Below are 20,632 nucleotides of genomic sequence, written 5' to 3' on the forward strand. Positions count from 1 at the left end.
CCGCCGCAATAACAGTATTTTTTGTTTTAAATGATACATTCTGTATTATTTAAATGCGCAATGAAAGACAAAAAGACGAAAGCCTGCTGAAACAGCGGGTTTTCGTCTTTTTGATGCGACCAGGCCTGTAAGCCGAGTTCTGTCGTGAACAGCCATCTATCTTGGCCGGATGTTGCCATCGCGGCTCAGTGCCACCTTCTCGGGACGCGCCGGGCCGGCGCATAAGTCCCTCTGCGGTGTTGCTCCGAATAGGGTTTGCAGAGCCGCGCGGTCTCCCGCGCGCTGGTGAGCTCTTACCTCGCCTTTCCACCCTTACCGTTACCGGCGGTATCTCTCTGTTGCACTTTCCCTGGGGTCGCCCCCGGCGGCCGTTAGCCGTTATTCTGCCCTGTGGAGCTCGGACTTTCCTCGGGCACGTCCTTTCGGACTGTGTCCGCAGCCGTTCAGCCTGCTCGCTAAACTATTTTAATCGATGAAAGGCCGTCTGTCAACTGCAGATTATGGAAGCGGCCTTCCGCCGGCTGAAGCGCGGATGCGATACCATGCCGTCAAAAGCTGTGCTCGGAGATCAGGCGGTTTTTCTCGTCCCAAAGCTTCTGCGACAAATCCACATAATACTGGTGCGGATTTTCAAAACGCTTCACTTCGTCCCAGAGCGTGTCCACCTGCTGCAGGCAGTATTCCTTAATTTCGTCCAGGTCGCGCGGCTTTGTCAGGCTCTTTCCGTTTTCAAACAGCTTCTGGCGCAGCTCCACCGCGCGGAAGTTTTTGACAATTTTCCGCTTCCAGATATGCTCGGGGTCAAACAGCTCGTACGGCTTGGTGTCGTCGATCACTTCTCCGTGCAGAGTAATCAGGTCGGCAATCGCCTTGCCGCTTTCCCGGTCGAACAGCCTCCAGAGATTTTTAAAGCAGGGAGTGGTAATTTTCGCCACATTCTCACTGATTTTAATTTTCGGAGTGACGTTCCCCTGCGCGTCCTCGACGCCGCTCAGCTTGTAGACACCGCCGAAAACAGGCTCGCTGGCCGCGGTAATCAGGCGCTCGCCCACGCCGAAGCTGTCCACACAGGCACCTTGCATCAGCATGTCGCGTATTATATACTCATCGAGGGAATTCGACGCGCAGATCTTGCAGTCCTCAAATCCGGCGGCGTCCAGCATTTTTCTCGCTTTTCGGGAAAGATAAGTAATGTCGCCGCTGTCGATGCGGATTCCCGCGGGGCGGAACCCGAGGGGGAGAAGCTCCTCGTTGAACACGCGGATCGCGTTGGGAATGCCCGATTTCAGGACATTGTAGGTATCGACCAGCAGGGTACACTGGTTCGGATATTCCCGGGCATAGGCGCGGAAGGCTTCCAGCTCGCTGTCAAACAGCTGGACCCAGCTGTGCGCCATGGTGCCCAGCGCCTTTACGCCGTAATCACGGTCGCAGAGGGTGCAGGCGGTCCCGCAGCACCCGCCGATATAGGCCGCCCGGGCCCCGAGAACGGCTCCGTCCGGTCCCTGCGCGCGGCGGGAGCCGAATTCCATGACCGCTCTTCCCTGCGCCGCGCGGACAATCCTGTTGGCCTTGGTGGCAATCAGGCTCTGGTGGTTAATACAGAGCAGAATCATGGTTTCAATGAACTGCGCCTGGATCACCGGGCCGCGCACCGTAACGATGGGCTCGGTCGGAAAGATGGGGGTTCCTTCCGGGACCGCCCACACGTCGCAGGCGAACCGGAAGTTCTGCAGATAACGGATAAAATCCTCGTTGAAAATCTTGCAGTCCCGCAGATACTGAATGTCCTCTTCGGTAAACTTCAGGTTCTCCAGATACTCCACGGCCTGCTGGACACCGGCCATAATCGCATAGCCTCCGTCGCTTGGCACGCGCCGGAAAAACATGTCGAAATAGACGACCGTGTCCTGATAGCCGTTTGTAAAATAGCCGTTGGCCATGGTGATTTCATAAAAATCGGTCAGCATGGTCAGGTTGGTTTTGAATCCGTTCTGTTCATTCATCCTGTTCAGCTCCAATAAATTAAATTTTGCTGTAACTCCACCTGTGCTGGTTATCATATTATAGAACAGCAGTAAAGTGTCTCATGGATACCGTAACGGCATCCGGTTTATAGAAAAATCTCTTTCTGAAAATTACCATAAATTATAAGCCGTATGAAGAATATTATAACAAGGTTAAGGCAAAATAACAAATAAGAAATGCAAATATGATGAAATAATTACTAATTTGAAAAATATTGGTTCATTATGTGAAATTTTTTTATATTTTATTGCATTATAAACAATAAAATATTATACTATATGACATTAACAGAATTTACGATGGTAAATTTCCAATGATTTGTAAATTTCCAGGAAATTTTGTTACAGGCGCTGTGCAGATGGAATATGTATGTGCGTAAAAAATATTTCGTGGGGAGATGAATTCAGTGAGATTACGCAAACAGGCACTTGGAACCCGTAATTTAGTCGGTGCGCGTGTGGAGATGGCACGCAAAAACCAGGGGATGAAGCAGAAAGAGCTTCTGGCTCAGCTTCAGGTTAACGGTGTCGATATGAACGCCTCCGGCTTGTCTAAATTGGAAGGCCAAATTCGCTATGTAACGGATTTTGAACTTTCTGCTTTAGCTAATATTTTAAATGTTTCAGTCGACTGGCTTTTAGGCCGCGAAAAATAATCGTATTTGAATAACGGGGCAGGTTGAGGCGCTTCGCGTTGAGCGGGGCGCTCTTTTTCTGCTTTCTTTTTTGCAAAAGATCGAATATAATGATATTATATTACGGGTTGTAGACAAACTGTCAGACTGCGGCAAATCGTGCAAGTGCAGGCAACACGGAAAGCAAAATTGCTTTGCAATCTTTCGGTTGCGCGGCTTTGTCGTCAGTCTGGAATATAACGATATTATATTACTATTTTGGACAAAAAAAGGCAAGGAGGATATGATTTTGTTTGACAGGCGACAGCTTACCCGGTTAAAGCCGCTGCTGGTCTTTTTCGCAGGGTTTACTTTGCTTTTCTATTTTTTCGCGCTTACGCTGAAATTCACGTTCCCTTTTCTGGCGGGATTTCTGCTGGCCCTGATCGTACAGCCCGTCATCCGCCAGCTGAAAAAACGGATGCATTTCAACCCTTCGGCGGCCGCGGCGCTTTCCACGGTTCTGGTTTTTGTAGTGGTTTTCGGCCTTCTGTTCCTGCTGGGTTACTGGCTGATTTATGAAATCAGCAACCTGCTGAACAACCTGACCACGGACGTAGGCGCTTTGACCGCGCCGGTCAACAGCCTGATCAGCATGGCGGGAGAGTATTTGAATCGGATCAACTCCAAATATATCGAACAGAATCAGCAGCAGATTCTGAATATCGCCCAGTCCGGCGCCGGAATCGTAAAAACGATTTTGGCGAGCGTGCTCACCTTCCTGACCTCCCTGCCGGCCATTTTCACCATGTTTATCGTCATGATCCTTTCCACGTACTTCTTTTCAAAGGACATGACCTCGATCAAATCGCACATCATGTCGCTGTTTTCCCAAACCACCGCGCTCAATATCCGCTCCGCGTCGCGCCACGGAATGAATATGAGCGGAAAATACGTCGGCTCCTATCTGCTGATTTATTTCATCACCTTTGTCGAAACGCTGATCGTCTTTTCCGCGCTGGGCGTCCCGTATCCGCTTGTGCTGAGCATTGTGACCGGCATCGCCGATATTCTGCCCGTGCTCGGCCCCGGAACCATTTATATCCCCCTGACGCTTCTTTACCTTGTAAGCGGCAGCTTTTTCAAAGCGGGCGCGCTTCTGGTCTGCTGGCTGCTGATTACCGCCATCCGCCAGATCATCGAGCCGAAACTGATCTCCTCTTCGATCGACATTCATCCGCTGACCATGCTCGCGGCGATCTATTTCGCGCTGGTGGCCCAGAATTTTCTGATTCTGATCTACTGTTCCGCGCTTTTGATCCTTTACAAGATCCTGACCCAGATCGGCGTGCTCCCCACCCTGTTTGAAGCGAAGCCCGCCGGCGGCGAGGCCTCAAAATCCGCGCCGAAAAACGATCCGCCGCCACCAAAAGTCTGACAGAAGAAAAAACCCGGCCATAAACGTTTTTCTCCGCTGTTTTTCCATTGTTGACAGTTTTGTAATGATGATTGACTTATGGAAGGTTGCATGCTATAGTCTAACTGTACTAATCTTAATAATACAGAAAACACAGAAGAGGTGAGAATGGTGTTCACACTCGATTATAAGAGCCGGCTGCCGATTTACGAGCAGCTGTACAAAAGCATACGGCGCATGGCCGCCGTGGGCGCTGTGGACCAGCGGGAGCCGCTTCCGAGCGTAAGGGCGCTGGCGCAGGAGCTGGGGGTCAACCCGAACACGGTGCAAAAGGCCTACCGGATGCTTGAACACGACGGCATTATCTGTTCCGTCCCGGGGAAAGGGTCCTTTCTTTCCGAGGACCTCTCCGCAATTTCCCAGCAGCGGGAAATCGCGCTGGAAAAGCTGGACGACGCAATCCGGTCCGCCGCGGATCTTGGAATCACAAAAAATCAAATCATTGTAAGGGTGGAAAGCCTTGTAAGCGGGAGAGGTGAGTGAGCGATGATAGAAGCAAAAAAACTAACGAAGAAATTCGGCGCGGCCACCGCGCTGGATGAGATATCTTTTTCCATCGGGTCGGGCTCGGTGTTCGGGCTGGTCGGTTCCAACGGCGCCGGAAAATCCACATTTCTGCGCACGCTCGCGGGAATCTACCAGCCGGACGGCGGCGAAGTGCTTCTGGACGGAGCGGCGCCGTTTGAAAACTCGGAGGTCAAGTCGCAGATTTCCTTTATATCGGATTTCCCCTATTTTCTGCCGCAGGCCACGCTGAGGGAAATGGCGGGGTTTTTCTCCCGCGTTTACCCCGGCTGGAGCCAAAAGCGGTTTGAAGAGCTGTGCGGGCTGTTCCCGATCGACAGCAAGAGCAAAATCGTCAATATGTCGAAGGGGATGCAGCGGCAGGCGGCGATTATCTGCGCGATCGCAACCCAGCCGAGCTGCCTTCTTCTGGACGAGGTGTTCGACGGCCTTGACCCGGTAATGCGCCAGCTTTTAAAGCGTATTGTTTCCGGGGAAGTCGCCCAGCGCGGCATGACGGTGATCATCGCCTCGCACAATCTGCGGGAGCTTGAAGATTTCTGCGACCATGTGGGGCTGTTCCACAAGGGCGGCGTCGTGTTCGAGCGCGACCTTGACGAGCTGAAGCTCGGCATCAACAAGGTGCAGGCGGTGTTCAAGCCCATGCCCGAAATCAGCGCCTTCGCGCCGCTGGAAATCATTAAGACCGAAATGCACGGTTCTCTGATTAATCTGGTGGTCCGGGGTTCAAAAGACGAGATTCTGGAAAAAATAAACGGGTTGAACCCCGTTTTCGCGGAAGTGCTTCCGCTCACTCTGGAAGAAGTATTTATCAGTGAAATGGAGGTGGCCGGTTATGACCTCGAAAACATCCTCAATTAGACGCAGGAAAGAGTTTTGGGAAACCTATCTGTGGTCGCTGAAGAAAAACCGCGGTATGATGGCGCTTCTTACGCTTCTGATGTTTATCGCGCTGCCCATGATCCTGATGATCCTGATGGCGAACACGCAGAATCGGATTACCACCGAGGTTTACACGCCCGAAATGTGGACGCAGGCCTATCTGAGCAGCGTCACAGGGCTGACCGCTCTGCTTGTCACCCCGATGGCCCTGATTTTCGTTCTGGTGATTTCCGTCTCCCTGTTCGGATATATGCATCAAAAGCGCAGCGTGGATTTGTTCCATGCGCTACCGGTCGGCAGGACGCCCATGATTTTGGGGCGGCTGCTCGCCGGCCTGACCGCGCTTTACGCGCCTATTTTACTGAATTTCGCCCTGATATTCGTTGTGGGAGCGGCCTACCCCGTACAGCTTCCGCTTTGCTGGGTCACCGTATTTTCCTATCTGCTGTGGCTGCTGCTGATCTGTGCGGCGGCTCTGTGCCTTTCCTCTTTCATGGCGGTCTGTACCGGAATGACCACCGACATGATCCTGTCCCTGCTGGGCATTAACGCGGCATATCCTCTTCTGATTTTCCTGGGCGACCGGTTTGCTTCCTCGCTTTTGCCCGGCCTGCATACCGGATTAACCCCAAGCTCTCTGATTATGACCGCGCTTTCCCCCTTTATGGCCGCTTTCATGCCGTATATTGTGAGCGGAAGCCAGGCTCGCAGCGGCGTTCTGGCCGTGGATACAGGCTTTTATATCTGGTGGATCGTGTTTACCCTTGTGCTTCTGGCGGGCACCGTCCTTCTCTACCGGAAACGCCGCAGCGAATGCGCCGAAAGCAGCTTTGCCTTTTCCCTTCCCAAAAACGGGATCCGGTTCATGATCACCGCCGTAACGGGCCTCGGACTGGGACTGCTGCTCCAGAGCGGAACGGAAAGCTCCGGAAACTTTTTCATCGGCCTGATCGCCGGGTCCCTTGCCGCGCATATTGTGACGGAGACCATTTATTCCCGCGGGTTTAAGCAGCTGAAAAAGAGCTTCGTCGGATACGGCGTTTTCATGGCCGTGTTTGTGGCCGCTTACGCTTTTCTTGCCACGGGCGCTTTGGGCTATGACACCCGCGTTCCCCTGGCGGAGGACGTGGCAAGCGTCACCGTCCGGGATCCCTATACGAATAACGGCGGGATTCTTGACGGGAACCACCGTTTGCTTGCCTCCATTACGCCGACGCTGACGGAAAAAGCCAACATCGCGAAGGTAACCGATTTCCATAAGAAAATTGTGCAGGATAAGAGAAGCCATTCTTATCCTTATTCCCTGAACGGCGGAAACGGCACTTCCTTCACTTTGACCTATCATCTGAAAAACGGCGGCGCCGTAGACAGAACTTATTATTTTGAATACAAGAATGACGGACAGGGAAATCCGATCTCTCCGCTGGGCGAAATCGCCGACACCAGGGAATACAAGGAAACGCAGGATCTCCTGTTTTATGTTGAGCCGGAGTACATGAAAAGCGTCGACCTGGAGCCATGGAGCGGGGAAGAAAGCACCACCTTCGCGCCGGACCTGAACACCAAAAAGGAACTGCTGGACGCAATGAGGCAGGATTACCTGGACGGCAAGCTCAGCAACGGCAAAAATCTTGCCGCAGATTCCTCTTATCTGGTGATCGAATACAAGTCCCCCCTTCAGGTGAAGGACGGGAAACTGAAGGCCCTGCTGAACGGATACGAAGGCGATATTTACCTGTATATGAACAGCTACAACTTTTTGAACAACTCCAGCAAAACCGGAGAATTGGTGGAAAAACTCGGCTGGAACAAATAACAAGCTGCATCATCACGCAAATACAGCATATCAATACAGGAAGGCGGCCGGCTCTCGGACCCGGCCGCCTTTTCTATCCGAAAATACCGTCATGCGCTCCTCCGGTCCATACTGTGCCGGTTAAAAATTGGTCCTGAAATATGTTTTGGGAGGAACCTGAAATTATAAACACTGAAAATCAAAAGGAATACGAAGAGAAAAGAAAAATCACCGGCATTGTTTCCGTTTCCGTGCTGCTCCTTTTGTTTGCGGCAGCCACCGCGCTGCTTTGGAGGCCGCTGATCGACACCATCTCCAACCCGGAGCAGTTCCGCGCGTGGGTCAACCTGCACGGCGTGGCGGGAAGATTCGCCTTCGTCGGTATGATGGTCCTGCAGATCATCTTTGCCGTCATCCCCGGCGAACCGATGGAGGTTGGCGCGGGATACGCCTTCGGCACTCTGGAGGGCACCCTGCTGTGCCTGGCCGGAGCGGCGGTCGGCTCGTCCGTTATTTTCCTGTTTACAAAGCTTTGGGGGAACAGATTGGTGGAAGCGTTTATCAGCCGGGAAAAAATCCATTCCCTGCGCTTTATGAAATACAGCAGGAATCTGAACTTCATCGTATTTTTCGCGTTCCTGATTCCGGGAACCCCGAAGGACCTTATGACCTATTTCATCGGTCTTACGTCCATGAAGCTGAAAACCTTTTTAATTCTGACCAGCATTGCGCGGATTCCTTCCGTGATCACCTCTACGATTACAGGCAACGCGCTGGGAATGCAGGATTACAGGATCGCGGCCATCATTTATTCCATCACGGCGGCCGCCAGCCTGATCGGCGCGATTGCTTACCGCAAAATTTCCAGACGGTACCGACAGGACAAAAAAGAAAAATCCGGGAGCGACTGACAAATCAGCGCTCCCGGATTTATTTTTTTTACTTCATGTTGGATGCTATTTCTTTCGCGTACGCCCTGATGGCCGTCAGGTCTTCGTCCGTAGGATTGAAAAGAACACGGAAGCCTTCTCCGATAAACCGGAACTTCAGGTGTTCCATCCGGGATTTCATCATCGGAACGGCTTCGCCGCTCCAGCCATAAGCGCCGAACGCCCCGGCCGGTTTTTGTCTGGTGTTGATCGCGTCCACGCTGGCAAGGATATCCCAGATCACTTTCGGCGCGTCGCGGTTAATGGTGCAGGAACCGATCAGCAGAGCGTCCGCTTCATTCGCAAGCTTCGCTGCCTCTTCCAACGGCGTAAAGACGACATTGATCAGCTTCGCATCCAGCTTCTCGTCTTTTTTCAGTTCGTCATAGGCCGCTTCGGCCAGCTTCCCAGTACATCCGTAAGCGGAAGCGTAAAGGATACCGACCGTTTTTTTCTCACGCGGGACAGGAGTGCTCCACTCCCGGTAAAGGTCCTCGCATTTCTGAATGCTTTCGGTAAGACAGGGGCCGTGACTGGGACAGACCAAGGTAACCGGAAGGTCCTTTATCTTGTCAAGTCCGGCCAGAACATAAGGCTTGAATGGCCCGAAAATACAATTGTAATAATGTTTAAATTGCTCGCTGTACTTGTCCGGATAATGGACGGTCGTATCAAGCATAGTGGGCTCGCAATAATGCGTCCCCAGAAAGTCGCAGGTAAACAGCGTCTTTTCCGAACCCATGTAGACAAACATGGAATCCGGCCAGTGAAGAAGAGGCGCTATGATGAACTCAAGCTCTTCCTCTCCGATCGAAAGCTTGTCTCCCTGTTTTACAGTGACGCATTGAAAGTCTCGGTTGGTAATGGCAGAAAGATACATCTTTGCCGCTGTCGTACAGTAAACCGTAATATTGGGATTCATTTCGAGCAGCTTTCCAACGCTGCCGGAATGGTCCGGTTCCGTGTGGTCCATAATCAGATAATCAATTTTTGAAATATCGATGACACTTTGAATGTTATTCAGGTACTCGTCGAAAAACGGAGCGTGTACCGTATCGATCAGAACGTTCTTTTCACCCGTAATGAGGTACGCGTTATAGCTGGTTCCATAACGCGACTCCATAATGATGTCAAAAACACGAAGTGACGGATTCAGCACACCGACTGAATAAACATTGTTTTTGAGTTTGATTGCACCCATTCTAATGACATTCTTCCTTTTCAGTTATTCCGGAGAAAACATATCCTTGCCGACCCCGCACATAGGGCAGGTCCAGTCGTCGGGCAGATCCTCGAATTTTGTTCCGGGCGCGATGCCGTTGTCCGGATCGCCTACCGCGGGGTCGTATACATAGCCGCATGCATTGCAAACATATTTCATAAACTTCGCTCCTTTGGTTGAATTTGTCATTAGTATAGAATAGCACAGCTTTTTTGTCAATCGGAATTGGCCTCAAATTGAAAGTCTTCGATTATTTCGCTTAAATTGGTCGGAAAAACCGAACCCCTCTGCAGCTGTTGCGCCACACTCATTGCCGTCCCCAAATCATGTGACACTATCTGGTCAGCTTTTTCTACACGGGTCACGGTGATTTCCACCCCGAAGCCCGTGCTGCGGCTACCATAAACGTAATACTTCAGACTGTTGCCGCACAGCTCAATATTCCCTACGCATCTTCTCATTTTTCCCCTCCTTTTTGTGTGAAATATGACCACAAACTAGTTTAATGATAATTCAATTTTGTCAGATATGCAAGACGAAAACGTTCTCTTTCTTCACGAAAATTATATTTACGCAATATGTTTGGCTCTTTTGGACTTTTCAGGCATATCTTGTATATTGGATTTAAGAACTATTTAAACTCTTTTATACAGGAAGCAAATAAAACCGGCACATAATACGCCCAGTATTGCGCCCGCGAGAACGTCCGACGGGTAATGCACAAATAAAAAAATGCGTGAAAGGGCAATCAGCAGCGCAAGGGAAAAAGAAGGAGCCGTAAATTTACGGTTTGCCCTGCGCAGGATGAACGCCGCCGCAAAGGAAGAACCGGCGTGACCCGACGGGAAGGAATACCCGTGCGGCGCGGCAATCAGCAGCCTGTACCCGGGGATAACGCTGAACGGGCGCGGGCGGGCGGCAATCGGCTTCAGGATTCCTTCCCCGACCGTATGCGTCAGCATCAGAGCGGCCAGAAGCATCACTCCGTACGGACGGTATTTTTTAGAGCAGATCAGGCAGATGCCGGCCACAACCCATATGAATCCCGCGTTTCCCAGCACGGTGACGGCGGGGAAAAAGAAATCCGTAAAGCCGTTGTGAAAATGGCTCTGTATAAAATTCAGGATCAGAAAATCCAGATTCATCCTCTCTTTTCCTCCTTTCCGCCTACCCGTGTGGGAAACGGGAACGTATTATCGTTGGACGATACTACCATATTTTGAGAAATCCGCGAATATACTTAACCATAACAGGGGGTTGATACGATTGGATTGGCAGAGTCTTACAAAAGAAGAATGTGCAAAAAAACTTGGTACCAATATAAAGACGGGCCTGTCGCCGGCCCAGGCGGAAGAGCGTCGGAACAGGTATGGCCCGAACGAACTGGAGCAGCCGAAAAAGAAGAGCGTTCTGCTGCGGTTTTTCGCGCAGTTTTCAGACTTTATGGTAATCATCCTGCTGGTGGCGGCCGGAATTTCGTTTGTGACTTCCTTTTTGCAGAAGGACAACGATTATATTGATTCCATCATCATTCTGGCAATCGTCACGGTGAACGCGATGATGGGCATGATACAGGAAAGCAGGGCGGAAAAATCGATCGAAGCGCTAAAAAAGATGTCCAGTCCTCACGCCCATGTGGTGCGCGCGGGCACGGAAGCGCTAATTGAGGCAAAGGACCTGATCCCCGGCGATCTTGTCCTTCTGAACGCGGGCGATCTTGTTCCGGCCGACTTGCGGCTGACCGAAGCCGTCAACCTGAAGGCGGAGGAAAGCGCCCTGACCGGGGAAAGCCTGCCGAGCAGAAAGCGCGCGGACATGACCTGCTCCGCCAGCACCCCTCTCGGCGACCGCCACAATCTGCTGTTTTCCTCAAGCTCCATTGCGTCGGGGCACGGCGCCGGCATCGTTACGGCGACCGGGATGGAAACACAGGTGGGGAAAATCGCGCATATGATCAGCACCCAGTCGGCTCCCCAGACCCCGCTGCAGCGCAAGCTGGCACAGACGGGGCGCTGGCTTGGAATCGGCGCCCTGGTCATTTGCTTTGTCATTTTTATTATGGGCCTGTTTCAGCACGTTCAACCACTGGAAATGTTTTTAATTGCCATCAGTCTGGCCGTGGCGGCGATCCCTGAGGGCCTTCCCGCGGTCGTCACCATTGTGCTGGCGATCGGCGTACGCCGCATGGCGGCGAAAAGGAGCATTGTACGGCGTATGCCCGCTGTGGAAACGCTTGGCAGCGCCAGTGTGATCTGCTCCGATAAAACCGGCACCCTGACGCAGAACCGGATGACCGTGGTGGAGCTGAGGGGCTCCGGCGGGACCGTACCGATCCACTCGACGCAGGGAGATTTCCTTCTGAGCCTTGCGTCGCTCTGCTGCAACTGTACGGTCAGCGGGAGCACGATCCACGGCGACCCGACCGAAACGGCGATCGTCTCCGCCGCTCCCACCGAAAAGAAACGGCTCGACGAACAGTATCCCCGCGTAATGGAAATCCCGTTCAGCTCCGAGCGCAAGATGATGACGACCGTACACCGCCTGGGCGGCGGGCGTTACCGGATTATCACCAAGGGCGCGCCCGACATTCTGTTCACGCACTGTACGGGCGGAGCGCCGCGGCAGAACGAGGAGATGGCCTCGCGCGCGCTGCGCGTGATCGGCGTCGCCTACCGGGACATCGACTTTCTGCCGGACCCGGATGAAAATATTGAACACGGCTTGACCTTCTGCGGCCTGATCGGAATGATCGACCCGCCCCGCCCGCAGGTAAAACCCGCTGTGGATCTATGCCGCAAGGCCGGCATCCGGCCCATTATGATCACAGGGGATCACGCCGCCACCGCGGCGGCGATTGCGAAGCAGCTCGGCATTATGGACGGAAAAAGCCGCGTCATCACCGGCGCGGAGCTGGACAGACTCAGCCAGCAGGAGCTTGAAAGAAGCATCTACGACTACGCCGTGTTTGCCCGCGTTTCCCCGGAGCACAAGGTACGCATCGTACGCGCGTTCCAGTCCCATGGCGAGGTCGTCGCCATGACGGGGGACGGCGTAAACGACGCCCCCGCGCTGCGCGCCGCGGACATCGGCTGCGCAATGGGCATTTCGGGCACTGACGTGGCCAAGGCGGCGTCGGATATGGTTCTGACGGATGATAACTTCGCAACGATTGTGACCGCTGTACGCGAAGGCAGGGGCATCTATGAGAACATCCGAAAAACCGTACATTTCCTGCTCAGCTGCAACATCGGGGAAATTCTGACCGTGTTTGTCAGCTTTCTGCTGCGCCTGCCTACCCCCCTGCTGGCCATTCAGCTGCTGTGGGTAAACCTTGTGACGGATTCCCTTCCCGCGCTTGCGCTGGGTGTTGAACCGATAGACAGGGACATCATGGACCGCAAGCCGGTAAAACCGAACGAAAGCGTTTTTTCCGGCGGCATGGGATACAATATTATTGTGGAAGGGTGCCTGATCGGCGCTATTTCGCTCCTGGCCTACAGCATCGGCCGCATTTATTTCGACGTCGACCCGTCGTCCCCGTATGTCGGCCGCACCATGGCGTTCGCTGTCCTCAGCCTCTCTCAGATCGTACATACCTTTAACATGCGGTCTCCGCACTCCGTGTTTAAAGCCGGCATTTTCGCCAACCCCAAGCTTGTGCTGGCGGGGATAATCTGCACGGCGCTCCAGACAATGGTGATCGTCTTTGAACCACTGGCCGTAATTTTCAAAACCGCGGTGCTGAACGGCCGCCAATGGCTGATCGTAGCGCTGCTGTCCCTGATTCCCCTTGCGGTGGTAGAGCTTGAAAAGGCGGTTACAGGACACAAATCCCGGCACAATCCCATACAAAGCGGACATAAAAAGTCCGGCGGGGTACCAAAGAAATCGTTTCAGGGAAAAGGAAAGGCATTTCTTAACCGGTGAGGATACCGGGTTAAGAGGAGAACAGAGAAGCGGACCCGGAACAGATTGTTCCGGGTCCGCTTCCATTACCGACAGCTAATTTGAAATAGACTATTTGTTATAAATTTTGTTTGCAAAACGCTTTCAAACGGTCCGTTTCCGTCTGTTCGTCTTCCCCTTCGATGGCAAAGGTAAGTCTGTCGTTTTCTTTGGCGCACAGGCTCATGATGGAAAACAGGCGTTTGGCATCGGCTGTCGTGCCATTGGCCAGCACACTGATTTTACAGCCGGAGCCCTGCGCGATTTTCACCAGCATTCCCGCCGGTCTCGCATGTAATCCAAGTTTATCCTGAATCGTGTAATCAAATTTTATCATAGTGCATCCTTTTTTAATCTCTTGTCCGTCAGGCCGTGGGAGAAGCTTTCCGCTTTTTCAATTCTTCGACATACCACGAGGTAATGATCTCCGGTCGGGTGATCGCCGTTCCCACAACAATGCTGTGGCAGCCCAGCTCCAGAATTTTAAGCGCCTCTTCTTTGGTGTGGATCCTGCCTTCTGCGATGATCGGTTTTGCGAGATGACGGACAAGCTGTTCCACCAGCTCATAGCTGAGTCCGTTTATATGGCTCGTCTGGGGAGTGTATCCGCAAAGCGTGGTTGACACGATATTCGCGCCACAGTCACTTGCGTAAACACCCTCTTCAAAGGTTGAAATATCCGCCATAACCAATATATCCGGGTAATTTTTATGGATACCCTGAATAATGGAAGTGAGCGTTTCGCCGTTCGGCCTTTCTCTTTTTGTCCCGTCCAGTGCAACAATGGAGGCGCCGGCCTCAATCACTTTTTTGGCGCTTTCAAAATCCGGCGTGATAAAAACACGTTTATCCTGATCCCATATTTTACGAATCCCGATAATCGGAAGCTTTACTTTCCGGGAAATGGCGCGAATATCCTCTTCGCCGTTTGCTCTGATTCCCACTGCGCCTCCCTCTTCAGCGGCTTTTGCGAAGGCCGCCATAATATCGCTGCCCCGCATCGCCCAGCCTTCCCGGGCCTGACAGGAGACAATGAGACCGTTTTTGATCTGGTTTAAAACAGTTTCCTGTTTCGACGTCATCCAACCATTCCTTTCAACAGAGAACTTTAAAGTATCCCAAACAGTTTTCCAAAAATACCGATCACAAAACTTAAAACAATACAAATATAATTGCCTTTTTGTGATTTGTTTAAGATTTTATAATAAATGAGAGTGACCGCAACGGGAAGCAGGCCGGGCAGAATCTGATCCAAAAGCTCTTGCACCACGACTTTTTTGCCGGCGGAAATAAACTGCAGGGCAATGGGCAGCTTGACAAAGCTGACAACCATTGCGGCGGTGACCATCAAACCCACAATAGTGGCCGCCTGAACAAACTTATCGATCAGATTTGATTCATTGATTTTACTGACAAGCTTGATTCCGAACCGATAGCCATACTTGATAAAGTACCACCGCGAAAAAACATTCAGCAAAACATTCGGAACGATGAACACAATGGGCCCCAGAAAATTCCCGTTCAAACTCATTCCGGCGCCGATCGCCGCAAAAATGGTCATAAAGGTCGCTTTGAAAAGAGAATCCCCAATTCCGGACAGCGGTCCCATCAACGCGGCTTTTGTGGAAGAGATGATTTCCGGAGCCATTTGCTGATTCCTCGATTTTTCTTCCTCCAGTGCCAGGGTCACCCCAATGACTGCATTTCCGGTGTAGGGATGGCAATTGAAAAACTCGTTGTTTCTCGCAAGCGCTTCCTTATATTCCTCTTCGTTTTTATAGAACTTCTTCAAAGCCGGGATCATGGCATAGCAGAAACCAAGGTTGCAGTACCGTTCATAGTTGATCGATGTCATGGAGAAGAAAGATCGGAAGAATACTTTTTTCAGGTCTTTCCTGTCCAACAGGGTTTCCCGGTTTTCACCGTTATCATTATCCGCAAAGATGTTTTCTCCGTCCTCCCGCTTGCTCAGAGAAAAGACTCCGGCGGCAATCGCCAAACCCATCAGCGAGATCGCAAGTACGTCAAGCTTCAGATACTCCGCTAACACGAAGCCCAAAAGCAGAAATGCCCAATATTTTTTTGCGTCCATCATCTTGATCAGCATTGCCATACCTACCGCAGGAAGGATGGTGGAAGTCGCTTTCAGCCCCGTATTCAGCCATGCCGGCAGAGACGCGACCAAGTTTGATACCCATTCGCTTCCGAACCGCAATGCAAAAAATGTAGCGATAAAGAAAATGACGAAGAACACGATCAGCCCGGTCAAATGGGTTCTCTCCACTTTTTTTGTATTGCCTTCCGATATGTATTTATCCGCCCGATGTACAAGATAGATATTGACATTCCAAGCGAGCATAATCAGGAATTGCGCCAGAATTCCTACCGGCATCGCAAGAACAATGCCGATTTCCGGTTTTCCCCCCGATAAAATAGCAAAGGCCGTGCCGATCAGACCGGCGATCTGTGCGTTCGGCGGCACGGAGCCTCCGATCGGCAGAACACCCATAAACATCAATTCAACACTGCCGCCGACAAGCAGGCCTGTGTTCAAGTCCCCCATCAGAAGGCCCAAAATTGCCCCGCCTACCACCGGGCGGCTAATCATCCAATAACCATATCCGTAATTTTCCAAAATAAGCAGCGCGATAAAAGCGCTTAATCCCAAGGCGCTAAGAGTAGACATGGTATCAATCCCCTTCTATATTTTTTATTTCTCTGTCAGCATAAATGGTACAGATCAAGAGATTTATCACTTGGAGCAGTCCTGATTTCACACTCCACTCCTTGTTCCTGAAGCTTTCTGAAGGTCCGGATGTCTTCGTCATCCACGTAAACCGTTTTGGACAGCTGCTTCTTCCCCTCCTTAAAATACATTCCGCCGACATTTATGCTTTTTACCGCCACGCCTCCTTCTACCAGCTTTAAATATGCCTCCGGTCCTTTTGCCACTAAAAAGATTTTTTGATGGAGATCCTTTTCACTTTTAAAGTACTGTATCGTTTCGTCCACTGAAAAGACATAACCGGTCTTTCCTTTCGGCACCGCCATCCCGATCAGCATTTTCTGCATTTGGTCCTTTGCGCAGATATCGTCCACAACAATAATGGTGTCCACCTGATATGCTACGCTCCAGCTATAGGCTATTTGACCGTGAACCAGCCTTTCGTCTATTCTTGCCACTGCAATTGCCATTTTTCTCCCTCCTCATTCTTTACTCATTCCACCTTTGTACACATAGCCCTTCGATTCTTTTCTTTTAAATCGCCATACAGGAAGTATTTTCCTGTGAGCTCAGTCCCGGTGACTCAGATTTTCGGGCGCTAAATGGAAAAGCGTCGTTTTTCCCGTCTCCACCGCGTTTTTTATCGCCTGATCCAAAGGAGCATCCTGATCGTTCACCAATGAAAGCAGCAGCGGCAAATTGAAGCCCGCGATGATCTCAAGGCGCGGCTTTCCCTGCTTTACCGCAAACGCGGCATTAAAGGGCGTCCCGCTCATCAGGTCGGCAAGAATGATATATTCGCACTCCTCTTTTGTCTTTTCCCCGATTCTTGCGGTAAAGCTTTCCAAAGATTCATCTTCCTGCAGGCACAGATAGTCGACTGCATCCATCTCACCCATGATCAGTGTAGCAACGTGTACCATCGCCTCCGCGATTTTTCCATGGCTTACAATTAAAATTCTTCGCTTCTTTTTCTTATCACCCATAGAACCCCCCCTTAGAATTGACAAAAGTATATAATACTCCAATTAAAAAGTCAATAAAATTTTAAGAATTATTGGATAAATTTTAAAATTTTATTTCAAAACATTTACAAAACAGCTTTTAAATTAAGAATATTGAAAAAACAGTTTTAAAATATTATCCCGCATTTTTCTTGTATTTTAAATAGAATTTATAAAATTTAATTTTATTATTTAAGAATATGTATTGAATTTTTATTTTAAATGTTTATAATTAAATTACTAAGAATAACCTTGGAAGGCAGCAACAGTCCCAAACGAACCTTCGCTTGCCGGTTATTCATTGAAAAAAGCATTGAACAACGCACGGAAACCAAATTTCCCACACACTACAACATTTTAAGGGAGATATGCAAAATGATCACAAATCTTGATATACTTGAAACAGAGCAAAAGAACGAAGAAAGCCGTGAGATCGATGTAATGAGCACAATCGAAATGCTTGAAGTAATCAATTCCGAAGATAAAAAGGTTGCTTTTGCCGTAGAAAAAGTGCTGCCCGCTATTCAGGAGCTGATAGATGAAGCGCACAAGCGCATGATGCGCGGCGGCAGAGTCGTCTACATCGGCGCGGGCACTTCGGGCAGGCTGGGTGTCTTGGACGCCAGCGAATGTCCTCCGACCTTCGGTGTGGAGCCCACGCTGATCCAGGGCGTCATCGCCGGCGGATTTGAGGCGCTGATCAGGGCGAAGGAAGGGGCAGAGGATGATTTCTCCCTCGCAAAGCAGGATTTAACGCGCATTTCTCTGAACAGCAGCGATACCGTTATCGGTCTGGCGGCAAGCGGGAGAACACCGTACGTGATCGGCGGGCTGGATTACGCAAAAGAGATCGGCGCTTACACCGGGGCAATCAGCTGCGTGAGCAACGCTGAAATCTCAATGCATGCTCAAACCAAAATCGAAGTGCTTGTCGGACCGGAAGTCATTACCGGCTCCACACGCATGAAATCCGGGACCGCACAAAAAATGATTTTGAATATGATTTCCACCGCACTTATGGTACAATATGGAAAGGTGTACAAAAATCTGATGGTAGACGTACAGCCGACAAACGAAAAGCTGATCGAGAGGGCAAAACGGATTATCCTGTCAAGCACCGGGTGCAGCTACGAAGAAGCCGAAAAATATCTGAAATCCAGCGGCTCCGACGTAAAGGTGGCGATCTGCATGGCGCTGACCGGTCTTTCCAGAAGCAATTGTGAAACCATGCTGAACGATAGCCTGGGCAATATATCGACGGCAATCCGCTCGCTTAAAAGCAAAGACGCCGTACTCCCCAAAAACTGAATTCAGAAAAGGAAGCGTTTACACATGAGCTGCATTTATAAAATACGGGAAGGAGCCTCCAGCTACACGGATACGGAAAAGAAGCTGGCGGATTACATCCTTAACCATATTGACGAAGTCCCCTTAAACTCATCACAGACTTTAGGGGAACGCGTCGGTGTTTCTGCCGCCGCAGTGATACGCTTTTCTAAAAAACTGGGTTACAACGGCTTTACCGCTCTGAAAGTCGATCTGGCCAAGGACAGAGCTGCTGAAATCACAAATTACGACGACATGATTCAGGAACAGGATTCGATGGATACCGTCCTGAAAAAGGCGGAAAACCTGAATACCATGCTGCAGAATCAGGCATACCGGCTTATCAACACCGCAAGCCTTGAAAAAGCGGTCGACCTGCTGCTTCACTGTGACACGGTCTATCTTTTCGGGGTCGGCGGGTCGGGGATCGTGTGTATGGACTTTATGCAGAAGCTGACGCGGATAAATCGCAGGGTCGTGTTTCAAAGCGATTTTCATTATCAGCTGCCCGCCGCCGCTCACATGACGGACCGGGATGCGGCGATCGCCGTTAGCTACAGCGGGACAACACGCGAGGTCAACACTGCCGTACAGCTTGCGAAAGAGCTGGGGACGCCCGTTATCAGCATTACTCAGTTCAAAAAAAGTCCTTTGGTAAAGCTTTCAGACATCCTGCTCTATATTCCCTCCTCGGAGAGAGAGTTGAGGCTGGGCGCAATTGCTTCGCGCAACGCCTCTCTCATCGTCACGGACCTGCTGTATTTGGGTCTTGCAAAAAACGACATAGGGATGATAAAGGAATATCTGGTCAGGACCAAGGAAGCGATCAAGCGTTTAAAATAGCCGTTAAGATTCGTCATGCAGTCGGATATAAAGGTTATCCACCATTATAAAATAACGGAGGAAGCATTGCTTCCTCCGTAAAAGCCCAACGGTCGTTGGGCTTTTTTGTTATAGAAATCTTATTACGATCATTGTTTTTCCAATTCGTCCGGCGCCTGCACATGGTAGCGTTTTTGCGCGACATAGGCGAAAACGCCGCCGAACAGGATATTGAAATAATAGGTAATGATTCTCCACAGAAGGATCGCGGGGATGATCGCGGTCTTAAAGAACATGCCGAAAAACAGGTAGAAGCTGCCTTCCGCGCCGCCGGAGGCTCCCGGCAGCGGCACAAACGCGCTGACCATGGCTACGAACACCTGGGCCGCCACCATGGTTGTGACCGACGCGGAGCCTATGTTGAAGCTGCGGTAAATGAAATAGGGAATCAGGCTGTTCAGCGTGATCTGAACAACGGTGAACGCCATCACGACGGCATACAGCCTGACCGATCTTCCCATCAGCTTGGAAGCGCCGTGGAAAATTTCGAGCTGGCTGTGGATTTTCTCATAACGCTCTTGGGGATGTCTGCAAAGCTTCACTTTATGAAGAAAGCGGATCACGCCCGTCACAATTTTATCCGTGGCGGTCTCGCTGATCATGAACAGGGCGACCAGGGTGATAAAAGTGCTGTTGCTGATCAGCCCGATAATCGTTACAAAGGAAAAATTGCTGACGCTCGTCTGGAAAAAATGCAGCTTCATGGCAACCAGTACGAGGGAATACAGCACCATGACCACCTGATAAGTCAGGGTCTTGACTGCAATGATGGAGCCGGCCTTCCCCGTGTCCATACCCAATTTTCTCATGGAGTAAATCTGCATCGGCTGGCCGCCGGTTGAAAACGGCGTAACCGCGCTGTACAAAAAGCCGATCATGCCTACGCAAAAAGAACGCCCGAAGCTCCATTCGGGATACAAATGGACACAGAGCAGGTTCAGGACGAAACCCTCCGAAATCCAGCAGAGCACCGCGCCCGCAACGGATAAAAACAGCCACTCGGGCCTCAGCTTCAGGATAATTTCCCCCAGTGCGACAATCCCATCCGTGGTAAACAGAAAGTAAAGCAGAATTCCGGCGGAAAGAAGCAGTGTAAGAATGACAAAAAGATTTTTGCGGATTCCTTTTTTTAGACTACCTGCCATTTTTTTCTCCATTGTTATAAATTGGCCTTACGCCTGGGACATTTTTATATTTTATCTCAAACAGCAAAATTATACAAGACCGTTTCCCGAACTAAGGGATTCCCCAAGAGGAAATTCCACGGGGCCCGGCGTTT

At 50.8% G+C, this 20,632-nt stretch carries 20 protein-coding genes and 1 other RNA gene; 9 read left to right on the plus strand and 12 right to left on the minus strand.

Annotation, left to right across the window (positions count from 1 at the left end):
* Positions 1–112: 112 nt before the first annotated feature.
* Together rnpB and VXK30_RS15025 are read right to left on the minus strand one after the other, a co-directional pair.
* Positions 113–455: RNase P RNA component class A (gene rnpB, locus VXK30_RS15020), an RNA gene on the minus strand.
* A 93-nt stretch (positions 456–548) separates the two neighbouring features.
* Complete coding sequence (locus VXK30_RS15025) at positions 549–2,006, minus strand: nicotinate phosphoribosyltransferase (RefSeq protein WP_275713463.1); 1,458 nt, start codon at positions 2,004–2,006, stop codon at positions 549–551.
* A 419-nt stretch (positions 2,007–2,425) separates the two neighbouring features.
* Between VXK30_RS15025 and VXK30_RS15030 the strand changes: the two genes are divergently transcribed.
* From VXK30_RS15030 to VXK30_RS15055, 6 genes are all read left to right on the plus strand, one after another.
* Entirely contained in the window at positions 2,426–2,683 is a 258-nt protein-coding gene (locus tag VXK30_RS15030) for a helix-turn-helix domain-containing protein (protein ID WP_038325855.1), read from the plus strand.
* A 268-nt stretch (positions 2,684–2,951) separates the two neighbouring features.
* Complete coding sequence (gene ytvI, locus VXK30_RS15035) at positions 2,952–4,079, plus strand: sporulation integral membrane protein YtvI (protein WP_275713461.1); 1,128 nt, start codon at positions 2,952–2,954, stop codon at positions 4,077–4,079.
* A gap of 147 nt (positions 4,080–4,226) precedes the next feature.
* Positions 4,227–4,601 (plus strand): GntR family transcriptional regulator, encoded by a 375-nt coding sequence (locus tag VXK30_RS15040; protein WP_275713459.1) that lies wholly within the window; start codon positions 4,227–4,229, stop codon positions 4,599–4,601.
* A 3-nt stretch (positions 4,602–4,604) separates the two neighbouring features.
* Positions 4,605–5,504 carry an ABC transporter ATP-binding protein gene (locus VXK30_RS15045; RefSeq protein ID WP_275713458.1) on the plus strand — a complete coding sequence of 300 codons (900 nt, stop codon included), beginning with the start codon at positions 4,605–4,607 and terminating at the stop codon, positions 5,502–5,504.
* The gene (locus tag VXK30_RS15050) at positions 5,479–7,341 is read left to right on the plus strand and encodes an ABC transporter permease (RefSeq protein ID WP_275713456.1); all 1,863 of its coding nucleotides are present in this window, start codon (positions 5,479–5,481) and stop codon (positions 7,339–7,341) included. The genes VXK30_RS15045 and VXK30_RS15050 overlap by 26 nt, the downstream gene beginning before the upstream one ends.
* Before the next feature lie 140 nt (positions 7,342–7,481).
* On the plus strand, positions 7,482–8,231 hold the full coding sequence (locus tag VXK30_RS15055) for a TVP38/TMEM64 family protein (RefSeq protein ID WP_275713454.1): 750 nt from the start codon (positions 7,482–7,484) through the stop codon (positions 8,229–8,231).
* Between the two features lie 28 nt (positions 8,232–8,259).
* On the opposite strand, the gene VXK30_RS15060 is transcribed toward VXK30_RS15055, so the two are convergent.
* The 4 genes from VXK30_RS15060 to VXK30_RS15075 form a co-directional block, all read right to left on the minus strand.
* Positions 8,260–9,450 carry an FprA family A-type flavoprotein gene (locus VXK30_RS15060; protein WP_275713453.1) on the minus strand — a complete coding sequence of 397 codons (1,191 nt, stop codon included), beginning with the start codon at positions 9,448–9,450 and terminating at the stop codon, positions 8,260–8,262.
* Between the two features lie 24 nt (positions 9,451–9,474).
* Positions 9,475–9,630 (minus strand): rubredoxin, encoded by a 156-nt coding sequence (rd, locus tag VXK30_RS15065; protein ID WP_081928396.1) that lies wholly within the window; start codon positions 9,628–9,630, stop codon positions 9,475–9,477.
* A gap of 56 nt (positions 9,631–9,686) precedes the next feature.
* A complete protein-coding gene (locus tag VXK30_RS15070; RefSeq protein WP_275713452.1) occupies positions 9,687–9,932 on the minus strand; it encodes a hypothetical protein in 246 nt (81 codons plus the stop codon).
* A 174-nt stretch (positions 9,933–10,106) separates the two neighbouring features.
* Positions 10,107–10,616 (minus strand): phosphatase PAP2 family protein, encoded by a 510-nt coding sequence (locus VXK30_RS15075; RefSeq protein WP_275713451.1) that lies wholly within the window; start codon positions 10,614–10,616, stop codon positions 10,107–10,109.
* A gap of 91 nt (positions 10,617–10,707) precedes the next feature.
* Here VXK30_RS15075 and VXK30_RS15080 point away from each other — a divergent pair, with 91 nt between their 5' ends.
* The gene (locus tag VXK30_RS15080; protein WP_442867958.1) at positions 10,708–13,398 is read left to right on the plus strand and encodes a calcium-translocating P-type ATPase, PMCA-type; all 2,691 of its coding nucleotides are present in this window, start codon (positions 10,708–10,710) and stop codon (positions 13,396–13,398) included.
* Positions 13,399–13,495: 97 nt separating this feature from the next.
* Here VXK30_RS15080 and VXK30_RS15085 read toward each other — a convergent pair whose 3' ends face one another.
* The 5 genes from VXK30_RS15085 to VXK30_RS15105 all read right to left on the minus strand — a co-directional run bounded on the left by VXK30_RS15085 (position 13,496) and on the right by VXK30_RS15105 (position 17,127).
* Positions 13,496–13,753 carry an HPr family phosphocarrier protein gene (locus VXK30_RS15085; protein WP_275713449.1) on the minus strand — a complete coding sequence of 86 codons (258 nt, stop codon included), beginning with the start codon at positions 13,751–13,753 and terminating at the stop codon, positions 13,496–13,498.
* A gap of 28 nt (positions 13,754–13,781) precedes the next feature.
* A complete protein-coding gene (locus VXK30_RS15090; protein WP_275713448.1) occupies positions 13,782–14,498 on the minus strand; it encodes an N-acetylmannosamine-6-phosphate 2-epimerase in 717 nt (238 codons plus the stop codon).
* 26 nt (positions 14,499–14,524) lie between these two features.
* Positions 14,525–16,102: a PTS system mannose/fructose/sorbose family transporter subunit IID gene (locus VXK30_RS15095; protein ID WP_275713447.1), complete on the minus strand. Its 1,578-nt coding sequence runs from the start codon at positions 16,100–16,102 to the stop codon at positions 14,525–14,527.
* 35 nt (positions 16,103–16,137) lie between these two features.
* On the minus strand, positions 16,138–16,611 hold the full coding sequence (locus VXK30_RS15100; protein ID WP_275713445.1) for a PTS system mannose/fructose/N-acetylgalactosamine-transporter subunit IIB: 474 nt from the start codon (positions 16,609–16,611) through the stop codon (positions 16,138–16,140).
* A 99-nt stretch (positions 16,612–16,710) separates the two neighbouring features.
* Complete coding sequence (locus VXK30_RS15105) at positions 16,711–17,127, minus strand: PTS sugar transporter subunit IIA (RefSeq protein ID WP_275713444.1); 417 nt, start codon at positions 17,125–17,127, stop codon at positions 16,711–16,713.
* Positions 17,128–17,523: 396 nt separating this feature from the next.
* On the opposite strand from VXK30_RS15105, the gene murQ reads away from it, so the two are divergent.
* Together murQ and VXK30_RS15115 are read left to right on the plus strand one after the other, a co-directional pair.
* Entirely contained in the window at positions 17,524–18,453 is a 930-nt protein-coding gene (gene murQ, locus VXK30_RS15110; protein WP_275713659.1) for an N-acetylmuramic acid 6-phosphate etherase, read from the plus strand.
* A 24-nt stretch (positions 18,454–18,477) separates the two neighbouring features.
* Positions 18,478–19,314: a MurR/RpiR family transcriptional regulator gene (locus VXK30_RS15115; protein ID WP_275713442.1), complete on the plus strand. Its 837-nt coding sequence runs from the start codon at positions 18,478–18,480 to the stop codon at positions 19,312–19,314.
* A 128-nt stretch (positions 19,315–19,442) separates the two neighbouring features.
* Here the strand turns inward: VXK30_RS15115 and VXK30_RS15120 are convergent, their stop codons facing one another.
* Positions 19,443–20,498, minus strand: coding sequence for a lysylphosphatidylglycerol synthase transmembrane domain-containing protein (locus tag VXK30_RS15120; RefSeq protein WP_275713440.1), 1,056 nt, complete (start codon positions 20,496–20,498; stop codon positions 19,443–19,445).
* Positions 20,499–20,632: the final 134 nt, after the last annotated feature.

The organism is Caproiciproducens sp. CPB-2 (genome assembly GCF_036287215.1).
GTDB lineage: Bacteria > Bacillota > Clostridia > Oscillospirales > Acutalibacteraceae > Caproiciproducens.